Here is a 12,566-nt window from a genome sequence, read left to right as displayed (position 1 = left end):
GGCAAACACCAGCTGGGCGTAGTCAAACCAGGTGGTGGTGCCGGAGGCAATCAGATGATACAGCCCGGCAACATCGGGTTTGCTCTGCGCCACGCGGATCGCATGGGCGGTGCAATCGGCCAGCAACTCGGCACCCGTCGGGGCGCCGAACTGGTCATTGATGACTGACATCTCGCTACGCTCTTTGCCAAAGCGCAGCATGGTCTTGGCAAAGTTGGCGCCGCGGGCGGCGTAGACCCAGCTGGTGCGGAAGATCAGATGACGGGAACAAAGCGCAGCCCCTTGCTCACCCGCCAGCTTGGTCTCACCGTAGACGTTGAGCGGTGCTGTTGTGTCGGTTTCCAGCCAGGGGAGCTCACCGCTGCCATCGAACACATAATCGGTGGAGTAATGCACCAACCAGGCACCCAATGCTTCCGCTTCTTTGGCGATAGCGGCCACACTGGTGGCGTTGAGCAACTCGGCAAACTCCCGCTCGCTCTCGGCTTTGTCTACCGCAGTGTGGGCTGCTGCGTTCACGATGACATCAGGCTTCACCAGGCGAACAGTCTCCGCCACGCCGGCCGGCTTGCTGAAGTCACCGCAATAATCGGTTGAGTCAAAATCGACGGCAGTGATACGGCCCAGCGGCGCCAATGCGCGTTGCAGTTCCCAACCTACCTGACCGTTTTTGCCAAACAACAGAATATGCATCAGGTACGCTCCCCGTAGTTCTGCTCAATCCAGGATTGGTAGGTGCCGCTCTTGACGTTGCTGACCCACTGCTGGTTATCCAGATACCACTGCACCGTCTTGCGGATACCGGACTCGAAGGTCTCTTGCGGTTGCCAAGCGAGTTCGGCGCTCATCTTGCTGGCGTCGATCGCATAGCGGCGATCGTGACCGGGGCGATCGGTCACATAGGTGATTTGATCGCGGTAGCTTCTCCCCTCACCCCGGCCCTCTCCCCCAAGGTGCGAGGGAGACAGAGGTACCATCTCGTCGAGCAGATCGCAGATGGTATGAACGACGTCCAGGTTCTGTTTCTCGTTATGACCGCCGATGTTGTAGGTCTCCCCTACCAAGCCCGTGGTCACCACCTTGTAAAGTGCACGCGCATGATCCTCAACATAGAGCCAATCGCGAATCTGGTCGCCCTTGCCATAAACCGGCAGCGGCTTGCCATCCAGCGCATTGAGGATCACCAGCGGGATCAGCTTCTCAGGGAAGTGGTAAGGACCGTAGTTGTTGGAGCAGTTGGTGACAATGGTCGGCAGGCCATAAGTACGGCGCCAGGCGCGCACCAGATGGTCACTGGAGGCTTTAGAGGCAGAATAGGGGCTGCTGGGAGCGTAGGGAGTGGTTTCGGTAAAGAGTGGCAATGGCTCACCAGCGGCGACTTCATCCGGATGGGGCAGATCCCCATACACCTCGTCGGTGGAGATATGGTGGAAGCGGAAGGCCGCCTTGCGCACCTCATCCAGGCCGTTCCAGTAGGCGCGAGCCGCTTCCAGCAACATATAGGTGCCAACGATATTGGTCTCGATAAAGTCAGCCGGGCCTGTGATGGAGCGGTCAACATGGCTCTCGGCGGCCAGATGCATCACGGCATCCGGCTGGTGTAGAGCAAACACCCGATCCAGCTCGGCACGGTTGCAGATATCTACTTGTTCGAAGGTATAACGCTCGCTCGACGATACATCGGCCAGGGATTCCAGATTGCCGGCATAGGTGAGTTTATCGAGATTGATAACGGAATCTTGGGTATCACGGATAATATGGCGCACAACGGCAGAGCCGATAAAGCCTGCGCCACCGGTAACAAGAATTTTCATAGATATGTGTTCTCTTGCGAGGAGTGAATACAGAATTGGGTATCGAGGGTATGGTATGGCAGGCGGCAGATCCGTTGATTAACATTAAGGAGCTACAAATAACGTATATTGCTAACGCTATACAAAACAACAAGCACGCTTATTTTTTGAACAAAAAAAGGGGTGATGTCATGGCTACCGCCCCTGAGTTACAGCCCCCAGTTTGCTGCTTTTAACCAGATTTTGCTTGCTGTTGGTCATCGTGTCCTCCAGCATTTTTATGTTTTGATGGTCGATAACAGTGTTACCCGCTCGCATTTTATAGCCAAAAGAGGGGTACCAAACCAAACGACACATAGTCTACCAGCCCGATAAGGGGCAGATTCTATCTCGTTTTCTGTAAACCTGCACACCAAAAAGTGCCTTCATCAAGGGTTTTGAATAAAGATTCGATGGAGAACCTACCGCACTTGATGAACTCATCCGAATCACCTTTAAAAATCGAACAGATCACAGCCAAGTTACCGTTTTTTGGGCGAAAAAAATGGGGCAACCGCTCGTGTTGCCCCATTTTATAGCCAGCTTTAACTGACTCTTTTATCAAATTGTGATCTGTCGCTCAGAACAGATGGGCACGCTTTTGCTCAGTCACCTTTTGACTCAACCGCTGCAGCCATGCGCGCCTCTTTGCTCTGGTGGCTGGTGAAGTAGCGCATCACCAGCACGAAGAAGAGCGGCACGAAGAAGATGGCCAGCACAGTGGCGCTGATCATCCCCCCCATCACGCCGGTACCGATGGCATTACGGCTGCTGGCGCCGGCGCCGGAGCTGATCACCAGCGGCAGCACCCCGAGGATAAAGGCGAGCGAGGTCATCAGGATCGGGCGCAGACGCAGGCGCGCCGCCTCCACCACCGCCTCACCCAGTCCCATCCCCTTGTCATAGAGCTCTTTGGCAAATTCCACGATCAAAATCGCGTTCTTCGCCGACAAGCCGATGGTAGTCAGCAGGCCGACCTGGAAGTAAACATCGTTCTCCAGCCCGCGCAGGGTGGCAGCCAGAATGGCCCCCAGCACCCCGAGCGGCACCACCAGCATCACCGAGAACGGAATGCTCCAGCTCTCGTAGAGGGCCGCCAGACAGAGGAACACCACCAGCAAAGAGATGGCGTAGAGCGCGGGGGCCTGTGAACCAGCCTGACGCTCCTGGAAGGAGAGCCCGGTCCACTCGATGCCCACCCCTTCCGGCAACTGTTTCACCATCTGTTCGATGGCGGCCATGGCATCACCGGTACTCTTGCCGGGCGCCGCCTCACCGACGATCTCCATCGCCGGCACGCCGTTATAACGCTCCAGACGCGGCGAGCCGAAGCTCCACTCGGTGCTGGCAAAGGCAGAGAAGGGCACCATCTGACCGGCACTGTTGCGCACATACCAGAGTTTCAGATCTTCCGGGTTCATCCGGAAGGGGGCATCCGCCTGCATATAAACCTTCTTGATCCGGCCACGGTCGACGAAGTCATTGACGTAGGAAGAGCCCCAGGCAGTGGCCAGGGTGTTGTTGATATCTGCGATGGAGAGCCCCTGCGCCAGCGCCTTCTCGTAGTCGATCTTGATATCGAGCTGGGGGGTGTCTTCCATCCCGTTCGGGCGCACCCGCACCAGAGTGGGATCCTGCGCCGCCATGCCGAGCAGCTGGTTACGCGCCGCCATCAGCTTGTCGTGACCGATACCGCCGCGATCCTGCAGGAAGAAGTCAAAACCGGTCGCCGTCCCCAGCTCCGGGATCGGAGGCAGGTTAAAGGCGAACACTTGCGCCTCCTTGATGCTGAACAGATAGCCCATGGCGCGGCCGATGATGGCATTGGCGCTGCGATCCGGGCTCTTGCGCTCGCTCCAGTCCTTGAGCTTGATAAAGGCCATACCCGCGTTCTGGCCACTACCGGCGAAGCTAAAGCCAGATACGGTCAGTACGGAATCTACGTTCTCCTTCTCGTTTTTCAGGAAGTAGTCGCGCATGTCCGCCAGCACCACCTCGGTACGCTGCTTGGTCGCCCCCACCGGCAGTTGCACCATGGACATGATGACCCCCTGATCCTCTTCCGGCAGGAAGGAGGTGGGCATCCGCATAAAGAGCACTGCCAACACCGCCAGCATGGCGCCGTAGATCAGGCTGTAGCGCACGCCCTGCTTGATCACCTTGCGCACGCCACTCTGATAGCGATTGGTCCCCGCATCAAAGGCGCGGTTGAACCAGCCAAAGAAGCCGCGCTTGGCCCCAAACTCGCCATGTTTCATCGGCTTGAGCAGGGTGGCACAAAGGGCCGGTGTCAGGATCAACGCCACCAGCACCGACAGCACCATGGCCGAGACGATGGTCAGTGAGAACTGGCGATAGATGGCGCCGGTCGAGCCGCCGAAGAAGGCCATCGGCACGAACACGGCAGAGAGCACCAGGGCGATCCCCACCAGCGCGCCGGTGATCTGGGTCATCGACTTGCGGGTCGCTTCCAGCGGGGAGAGATCCTCCTCGCTCATCAGCCGCTCCACGTTCTCAACCACCACGATGGCGTCATCCACCAGCAGGCCGATGGCCAGCACCATACCGAACATGGTGAGGGTGTTGATGGAGAAACCAAACGCCGCCATCACCCCGAAGGTACCGAGCAGCACCACAGGCACCGCGATGGTCGGGATCAGGGTGGCGCGGAAGTTCTGCAGGAACAGATACATGACGCAGAACACCAGGAAGATCGCCTCGATCAGGGTCTGCACCACCTCCTCGATGGAGATCTTCACAAACGGCGTGGTGTCGTAGGGGTAGACGATCTCCATGTTGGCCGGGAAGTAATCCGACAGCTCATTGAGCTTGGCACGCACCTTCTCGGCGGTATCCAGCGCGTTGGCGCCAGTAGCCAGCTTGATGGCGACCGCGGCGGTAGACTGGCCGTTGTAGAGCGCATCGGCGTCATAGCTTTCGCCCGCCAGCTCGACCCGGGCCACATCTTTCAGCCGTACCTTGGAGCCATCCTGATTCACCCGCAGCAGGATATCGTTGAACTGCTCCACGGTAGAGAGACGGGTCTGCCCCATGATAGTCGCGGTGAACTGCTGATCTTCCACAGATGGTGTGCCACCCAGCTTGCCGAACGCCACCTGGGCGTTCTGCGCCTTGATGGCCGCCTGCACATCACCCGGTGTCATCTGCACCCGGTTGAGTTTGTTGGGATCGAGCCAGACCCGCATGGAGTACTGGCTGCCGAACAAGGTGATATCCCCTACCCCGTCCAGACGGCTCAGGGGCTCCTTGATGTTGGAGACCACATAATCCGCCAGATCGTCGTTATTCATGCTGCCATCGCTGGAGATGAACGCCGCGACCATCAGGAAGCTGCTGGAGGTCTTCTGTACCCGGATCCCCTGCTGCTGCACCTCTTGCGGCAGCAGCGACATCGCTTGCTGCAGCTTGTTCTGCACCTGCACCTGGGCAATATCGGGATCGGTCCCCGGCTGGAAGGTGAGGGTCACCGACACCCGCCCCGCGGAGTCAGACTGGGAGGACATGTAGAGCAGGTGATCCAGCCCGGTCATGTTCTGTTCGATGATCTGGGTTACCGAGTCTTCCACCGTTTTGGCGGATGCGCCCGGATAGCTGGCGGAAATACCGACCGCGGGTGGCGCAATGCTCGGATACTGGGCGACCGGCAATTTGATGATGGCCAGGCTGCCCGCCAGCATGATCACCAGCGCGATCACCCAGGCAAAAATGGGTCTGTCTATAAAAAATCGAGCCATGAAGCGACTACTCCATCCTACTTGTTGGCCGGGGTGTTGGACGCGGCTTGAGCAGACGGTGCATCAGCACCCTGCTCGGCGGGATTGACCACGGCGCCCGGTCGTACTTTCTGCAAGCCAGCCACGATCACCCGCTCGCCGGAGGTGAGCCCTGACTCAACCACCCAGTTGCTGCCAACGACCCGGCTCAGCTGCACGTTGCGCAGCTCCACCTTGTTGTCAGCCGTCACAACCATCACGGTGGCGCCACCATTGGGGGTGCGAGTCACGGCAGTTTGCGGCACCAGCAGCCCTTGCGCCCGCTCACCCTCTTGCAGGGTGGCGCGCATAAACATGCCGGGCAGCAGCAGTTGGTGAGGGTTGGGCACAATCACCCGCAGGGTCACCATGCCGGAGGTCTCATCCACGGTCACATCGGAGAACTGCAACGAGCCCTCTTCGCCATAGGTACTGCCATCTTCCAGCTGGAAGGTCACCTTGGCGCCTTTCTGCTCGTCCTGGGTCAGCTTGCCCTCGGCGACCAGTCGCTTGAGGCGCAGCAGATCGGCGGTGGACTGACGCACATCTACATACATGGGATCGAGCTGCTGGATGGCGGTCAGGCTGTCAGCCTGCTGGGCGGTCACCAGCGCACCCTCGGTTACCGCGGATTTACCGATGCGGCCACTGATGGGGGCTGTGATGCGGGTGTAACCGAGATTGATCTCGGCAGTGCGCAAAGCCGCCTTGCTCGCCATGATCTCCGCCTTGGCCTGCTTCCAGCTGGCGTCGGCGTCGTCATAGTCCTGACGGCTGATGGATTTGACCTTGAGCAGCTCCTGATAGCGCTGCGCCTTGAGGCGGGCACTCTGCTCGTTGGCCTCGGCCTTGGCCAGATTGGCCTTGGCGCTGGCGACTGCCGCCTGATAAACAGCCGGGTCGATCTGATAGAGCAGATCGCCCGCCTTCACATCGCTCCCCTCGGTAAAGAGGCGCTTGAGGATGATGCCGCTCACCTGCGGACGCACTTCGGCCACCCGCAACGGGGCACTGCGACCGGTCAATTCGGTGGTCAACATTAGCGGTCCGCTCTGCAGGGTCACCACGTTGACCGCCGCAGGGGGCATGCCGCCCTGTCCCTGGGGTGCGCCCCCCTTGTCACCACAACCTGCCAGCAAGCCTGTAGCCAGCAAGGCAAGACCAACTGAACGAGCAAGAATATGTTTATGCATGAAACACCTGAGCCTTTGCCAGTCAATGAACAATCAGGGCCACACGGGCCCTGTTGGTAAATAGTCGAAAGATGAGGCAATATACATACATTCATAAATGTATGTAAGTGACTTTTTGCTTGCATGAGGCACAAATTTCGATGGCCAGACGAACCAAAGAAGAGGCGCAGCAAACCCGCTGCCACATCATGAGCACGGCGCTGGATCTGTTCTGCTCTCAGGGCCTGGCCAAGACCAGCCTGACCGACATCGCCAGAGCGGCAGACCTGACCCGCGGGGCCATCTATTGGCATTTCAAGAACAAGGATGAACTCTTCATTTCGCTCTGGCAGGAGCTCTGCAGCCCCCTCGCCCACCAGCTCGATGCCTGCCTCAATCCAGATGAGCCGGATCCGCTGGGGCAACTGCGCCTCTTCTTCGAAGGGGTGCTCCACAGCTTCATTCACAATCCGGCCCAGCGGCAGATGTTCACCATACTGTTCAATCTCGAATCGCTGGAGGGGGAAGCCATCTCACTGCGCGAGCATATCCGCAGCCAGTCCGCCAACTTCTTTCGGGACCTGGAGACCACCCTGGCCAATGCGGTACGGCGGGGCCAACTGCCCGCCAACCTCAACCTGCAGCGCGCCGCCACCCTGCTCCACTGCACTCTGGATGGCTACATCATCAACTGGCTCCACTTTCCGGGGCGGATAGACCTGCAGGGCGAATCCGCCTTCCTGATAGAGAGCATGTTCACCATGCTGGCCCAGCCCCACGGGCCTGCCTGCGGCCGCTAACCGGCTCCGGCAACTCCCACCCATCCAAATCGGGGCCTGACCGCGCGCTTTGGCAGTCAGGCCCCGATTTGTTACCCTGTGCGCCCCCTGCTTGAGGTAACCCCTGTGCCACACTCTGACGCCATCCCCGCTTCCCGGCCATTTAACGACCAGCACGCCCACGTTCGAACTGCCTTTGTGGCACGTCTCAAACCCGGTGCTCACCTGCTCAATGGTCAATGCGGTATGGGGGAGGATCTGTGCTGGCTGCGTGCAGAAGGGTATATAGTCACTGCCTGTGAAGCTGTGCTGGCCGACGCCAGAGTTGCCTCACAGCAATCCGGGCAAGCGGTGCGGGTCTGCCCGCTGGCGAAGATGCACTCGGTGCTCCCTTACGATGGCATCTGGCTGAGCCGCCCGCTTGATAGCGACGTGGCCACCCTTGTTCCCCAGTTGCAACAGCTGGCGACCCTGCTCAAAGCGGGTGCTCCGCTCTGCTTCCCCCTGCCGCCAAGCGGCAAGATTAGTCACGATGAGCTACAACAACTGGTCACCACATCCGGGATAGCGCTGCAACTGGCGCCGATGGAAGCCGTATCAGCCAGTACGTCAGATTCCTCAAGTCAAAACGCCAATCAGTACGTCATGTTGCTGCGTGGCGATCATCAGGCCACCTAACGGGCTAATTCATCACGAATTTTCCCATTCAACGCCAAGCCGACAGCTAGTCGGCGATCTTGGCCTTCGACAATATTTAACTCGGCGTTAACGCAGAAAAGGCAGACATAACACGGCTTACGTGTTAAAAAGTGTGATTAATATCAAATTTTAATAACAAAACAGACAATACAACCAACTCCGGATTTCCTTATGAAACTTGTCCTGAAACTCATTGCTGGCATCCTTGCCGGTCTCTTGCTCGGTCTCTACGCCCCTGAGTGGGTGGCGCGCGTGCTGTTTACGGCCAAGACAGTGATAGGTCAGCTGATCACCTTCACCATTCCGCTCATCATTCTGTTCTTTATTATGAGCGGCATCGCCAGCCTGCCGAAAAACTCCGGCAAGCTGCTGGGCAAAACCGTGGCCCTCTCCTACTGCTCCACCATTCTGGCGGGGCTGTTCGCCTTTACCGTGGCGAGCCACCTGATCCCGCAGTTCACCACCGCCGCCGAGCCCACCACGGCCACGGCCATCAAGCTCGCCTCCTACGTCAATCTGGAGATCCCGCCGCTGTTTGGCGTGATGTCGGCACTGGCCGCCGCCTTCGTGTTCGGCATCGGCATCAGCGCCACCCAGGCCACCGATCTGCGCCGGGTCGCCGATCAGGGTCGTGACATCATCGACCGCCTGCTGGCCAAGGTGATCATTCCGCTGCTGCCGTTCTACATCGCCGGCGTCTTTGTCGAGATGACGGTGGAAGGCACCGTATTCGCTACCCTGAAGACCTTCGGCGTGGTGCTGGTGATGGCGATCCTGATGCACTGGATCTGGCTCTCCGTACTGTTCGTGGGTACCGGTCTGGCCCTTGGCCGCTCACCGGCCCAGCTTATCAAGAACATGCTGCCCGCCTACTTCACCGCGCTTGGGACCATGTCGAGCGCCGCCACCATTCCGGTCGCCCTGCAATCGAGCAAGAACAACGGGGTGAGCGACGGTATCGCCAACTTTACTGTGCCCCTGTGCGCCACCATTCACCTCTGTGGCTCCACCATTACCCTGGTCACCTGTGCCACCGCGGTGATGTTCCTCTCCGAGCATCTGGCCATTCCGGGCATCGAGACCATGCTCCCCTTCATCATGATGCTGGGGGTGATCATGATCGCCGCACCAGGCGCGCCGGGTGGTGGCGTGATGTCGGCGCTGGGCCTGCTCACCTCCATGCTCGGTTTCGGTGAAGCCTCCATCGCCCTGATGATCGCCCTCTATCTGGCGCAGGACAGCTTCGGCACCGCCTGCAACGTCACCGGTGACGGCGTGATTGCCCTGTGGGCGGATCGCTTCGCCAACGGTAGCGAGAGCGCAGCTCCAGTGGCCGAGGCCGAACAGGCATAAGCTCGCCGGGAAGGCCCGACCATCCTCTGCAAAAACCGCAGGCCCGAACCATGTTCGGGCCTGCGTCGTTTCTGCCACCTTCACAGTGTTTGTACGTATTCCTCCTCCCTCTCTTTACCCCCCTCTGCCGTAAACAGCATTCGCGCAGCTCTCTACACCCGACAAAATTATTGGCATATGCTACATATGAGCGTATAAATGGCTTATGCCAATTAGGAGCCACCATGCCAAGACCCAAGATTGCCCGCCAGATCTGTGGCCGCCCCGCCAACAGCTGCTTCAAACCCAACGGCCGCCCCATGCATCAGCTGGAACAGGTCACGCTGGCCCCTGACGAGTTCGAGGCACTGCGCCTCGTCGACCTTCAAGGAATGCAGCAGCAAGAGGCCGCCCTGGTGATGGGGGTCTCCCGCCAGACCCTGGCCAATATCCTGAAAAAAGGGCGCTACAAGGTGGTGGAGTGTCTGAGTCTGGGCAAGGCATTGATGATGCAACCCGCCGAGCCCGACCACCCAACCAGTGGAGAAGAGCCGACATGAATGCTGTCACAACCATGACCACCACCCTCTGCAACAGCGCCCTGATGCTGAGTCAGGGGTTGCTGGCTGGCCACTTTACCCGTGCCGAGCAGTTGCAGATCCTGAGCCCCGAAGGGAACGTTATCGCCACCCTGGCTAACCCGGCCGCCGCCGAAGGCTGCCACGGCAAGCAAGCGCTGCTCGACGCCCTCGCCCATCATCAGGTGGGTCAGGTGGTGGTGCGCAATATCGGCGAGCGAATGCTGGGGCGCCTGCTGGCAGCCAATATCCGGGTGCTGCAGTGTCGCTCTGCCCGCCTGCCGCTGCCCGCGCTGCTAGCCCCCACCAATTTGCAACCTCTTACCGAGGCAAGTCAGGGCCGTCCGTCTCGTCGTCATCAGAGCAAGGCGACTATCCGTGCCATCCAGCCCGTCGGCGCAGGCCACCCACATTGTCACGATGGTTGCAACAGTGGCTCCGATCACTGTTGCGCCAGTAGTGGCAATCAGGCAGAGAGCCCACTGCAAGGCCATACTTGTTGCCACGGCAGTGAAGGCGCCAACCAGCAGGGCGGTTGCTGCCATCATCACTGATGCCATCGCTGTGCATGTCATCACCATCAAGGAGAAGAGATCATGTCCATCTGGTTGTTGAGCCTGCTCGCCTCGTTCGTGCTGATCTTGGCCATGGGCACCATCATCTGGTGGCGCCAATACCAGCTTGCCCAGAAGCGGGAAGATAAAGAGGTGCGTCCCTGTGGCTGCTCCAGCGCCTGCGCGGATCACCTCTATCAGATCAGCGAGCCGACGCCCAAAAAGTAACCTGAGCGCAGCCGCCCTAGCCGCAGATAGAAGGTCGGCAAAATAAGGGCGCGTGGAATCGAGAGGCACATAAAAGAGAGGGGGGCACCTGCTGGTGCCCCCATCTCTATTTATTCCTCGTCATGCTTGAACCGCCTCTTTCCCCCCTTACGCTCATCACACGCGCTCAACCCGGCTCTGCGCCGCTGGGCGCCACACTCGGAGTGCAGGCCGGATCCTGATACTGCTGATAGATGGCATAAAACTCGGCCTTGTTGTGCAGGGCTGCGGCGACACAGGCGGGATCAAACTGGCTGCCGGCATGCTCCTCCAGATAGGCAAACGCCGTCTCGAACGGCCATGCCTTCTTGTAGGGGCGCTCGCTGGTCAGGGCATCAAACACATCAGCCACCGTCACGATGCGCGCCGCCAGCGGGATCGCCTCCCCCGCCAGCCCCAGCGGATTGCCGGTGCCGTCAAAGCGCTCGTGATGGCTGGCGATGATATTGGTCAGCATGTCGGTGTGGTGAATGCCATCGAGACCAAACTCGTTGATCATCAGGCTGATCATCTCCCGCCCTTTGCCTGGGTGGATCTTCATGATCTCGAACTCTTCCGGGGTCAGCTTGCCCGGCTTGAGCAAAATGGCATCCGGCACAGCGATCTTGCCGATGTCGTGCAGCTCAGAGAAGAGGTAGATAAACTCCACCTCCTCATCGCTCAGCCCGCAAGTCGGGGCCAGCGTCTTGGCGATCAGCCGGGAGTAGGCCGACATCCGGTGCAGATGGTTGGCGGTCTCCTCATCCCGATAACGGCTGAACTCCCGCGCCGTGGTCAGCGCGCCGCCAAGGGTCTGGATGGAGAAAAACTCCACCGCAATGATGGCCGAGAGCGCCTGGGCATAGGCCGACAGCTCGCTGCGGATCGGCTCCTCGAAGTATCCCGGCTCCATGGCATCGCAAAACAGAAAACCAAACAGCTTGCTGTTGAACAGCAGCGGCTCGGTATAGCTGGAGGCATAACCCGCCTCCAGTACCTTGCGGCTGTGCTCCGACGCAGAGCCACGCAGGGCATCGAGATTGCCGAGCACCCGGGGCTGCTTGTGCTCCGCCAGATAACTCAGGGAGGGGACATCGCTCAGCTTCACCTCATACTGCACCAGCGGCGAAGGCCCCTCGGTGCTGTGGGCAAAGGTCTTGAGCTGATCGGTATGGGGATCGTAAATCGCGATGGCCACCCGACTCAGCTTGTCAAAGCGCTGCCTGAGCGTGGCATGTACACTCTGCATTTTTTCGCCAAATGAACTTTCCATCGCCATCTCCAACGGGACCCCGTGATGGAAGTATAGTGACTCCCTTTGACGCTCTCCCCGCCACAGCGTCAAAATTGACAGAAAAATCAACAAAGCAGCTTCCCCACAACAAGCCTGCATGGCAGAGGCAATAGCCCTACCAAGGGCGCGCCATCACCGGCTGCTCGTGCGGCGCAATCTTGCCTGGTCGGAGATATTGTTCGGTTCTGCCATGCTGGCTGTATAGTTTTTGGGGCGTTGTTTCCCAAATCGATACAGCTTGAATGGAACTAACTGAGGACTTGGTGATCTGATCACCACCATCCTCTTCAAGTCTGCATCATGGGCA

Annotated in this window: 11 protein-coding genes; 6 read left to right on the top strand and 5 right to left on the bottom strand. The window is 59.2% G+C overall.

Annotated elements, in window-relative coordinates; genetic code table 11:
* The 4 genes from rfbD to AB5Y85_RS05400 all read right to left on the bottom strand — a co-directional run.
* Positions 1 to 693: dTDP-4-dehydrorhamnose reductase (gene rfbD / locus AB5Y85_RS05415; RefSeq protein WP_368221250.1), on the bottom strand; the 693-nt coding region annotated here is incomplete at its 3' end.
* Positions 693 to 1,814 (bottom strand): dTDP-glucose 4,6-dehydratase, encoded by a 1,122-nt coding sequence (gene rfbB, locus AB5Y85_RS05410; RefSeq protein ID WP_368221249.1) that lies wholly within the window; start codon positions 1,812 to 1,814, stop codon positions 693 to 695. The genes rfbD and rfbB, both read right to left, overlap by 1 nt.
* Positions 1,815 to 2,437: 623 nt before the next feature.
* A complete protein-coding gene (locus tag AB5Y85_RS05405) occupies positions 2,438 to 5,587 on the bottom strand; it encodes an efflux RND transporter permease subunit (RefSeq protein WP_368221248.1) in 3,150 nt (1,049 codons plus the stop codon).
* Between the two features lie 17 nt (positions 5,588 to 5,604).
* A complete protein-coding gene (locus AB5Y85_RS05400) occupies positions 5,605 to 6,798 on the bottom strand; it encodes an efflux RND transporter periplasmic adaptor subunit (protein WP_021231193.1) in 1,194 nt (397 codons plus the stop codon).
* A gap of 140 nt (positions 6,799 to 6,938) precedes the next feature.
* On the opposite strand from AB5Y85_RS05400, the gene AB5Y85_RS05395 reads away from it, so the two are divergent.
* The 6 genes from AB5Y85_RS05395 (at position 6,939) to AB5Y85_RS05370 (ending at position 10,947) form a co-directional block, all read left to right on the top strand.
* On the top strand, positions 6,939 to 7,577 hold the full coding sequence (locus AB5Y85_RS05395; protein WP_040065945.1) for a TetR family transcriptional regulator: 639 nt from the start codon (positions 6,939 to 6,941) through the stop codon (positions 7,575 to 7,577).
* Between the two features lie 105 nt (positions 7,578 to 7,682).
* The gene (locus AB5Y85_RS05390) at positions 7,683 to 8,234 is read left to right on the top strand and encodes a hypothetical protein (RefSeq protein ID WP_368221247.1); all 552 of its coding nucleotides are present in this window, start codon (positions 7,683 to 7,685) and stop codon (positions 8,232 to 8,234) included.
* A gap of 192 nt (positions 8,235 to 8,426) precedes the next feature.
* Positions 8,427 to 9,608 (top strand): dicarboxylate/amino acid:cation symporter, encoded by a 1,182-nt coding sequence (locus AB5Y85_RS05385; protein ID WP_005359180.1) that lies wholly within the window; start codon positions 8,427 to 8,429, stop codon positions 9,606 to 9,608.
* Between the two features lie 224 nt (positions 9,609 to 9,832).
* A complete protein-coding gene (locus AB5Y85_RS05380; protein ID WP_005338107.1) occupies positions 9,833 to 10,147 on the top strand; it encodes a DUF134 domain-containing protein in 315 nt (104 codons plus the stop codon).
* Positions 10,144 to 10,719: a NifB/NifX family molybdenum-iron cluster-binding protein gene (locus AB5Y85_RS05375; RefSeq protein ID WP_368221246.1), complete on the top strand. Its 576-nt coding sequence runs from the start codon at positions 10,144 to 10,146 to the stop codon at positions 10,717 to 10,719. Before AB5Y85_RS05380 ends, AB5Y85_RS05375 begins: the two co-directional genes overlap by 4 nt.
* A 42-nt stretch (positions 10,720 to 10,761) precedes the next feature.
* Positions 10,762 to 10,947 carry a hypothetical protein gene (locus tag AB5Y85_RS05370; RefSeq protein ID WP_005338109.1) on the top strand — a complete coding sequence of 62 codons (186 nt, stop codon included), beginning with the start codon at positions 10,762 to 10,764 and terminating at the stop codon, positions 10,945 to 10,947.
* A 166-nt stretch (positions 10,948 to 11,113) separates the two neighbouring features.
* On the opposite strand, the gene AB5Y85_RS05365 is transcribed toward AB5Y85_RS05370, so the two are convergent.
* Positions 11,114 to 12,238: an HD-GYP domain-containing protein gene (locus tag AB5Y85_RS05365; RefSeq protein ID WP_368221245.1), complete on the bottom strand. Its 1,125-nt coding sequence runs from the start codon at positions 12,236 to 12,238 to the stop codon at positions 11,114 to 11,116.
* Between the last annotated feature and the right edge of the window lie 328 nt (positions 12,239 to 12,566).

It is taken from the genome of Aeromonas sp. R3-1 (assembly GCF_040908345.1).
GTDB classification, from domain to species: Bacteria; Pseudomonadota; Gammaproteobacteria; order Enterobacterales; family Aeromonadaceae; genus Aeromonas; species Aeromonas veronii.
The sequence above is the reverse complement of the archived record's forward strand: the minus strand, read 5'-3'. Positions and strand labels throughout refer to the sequence as shown.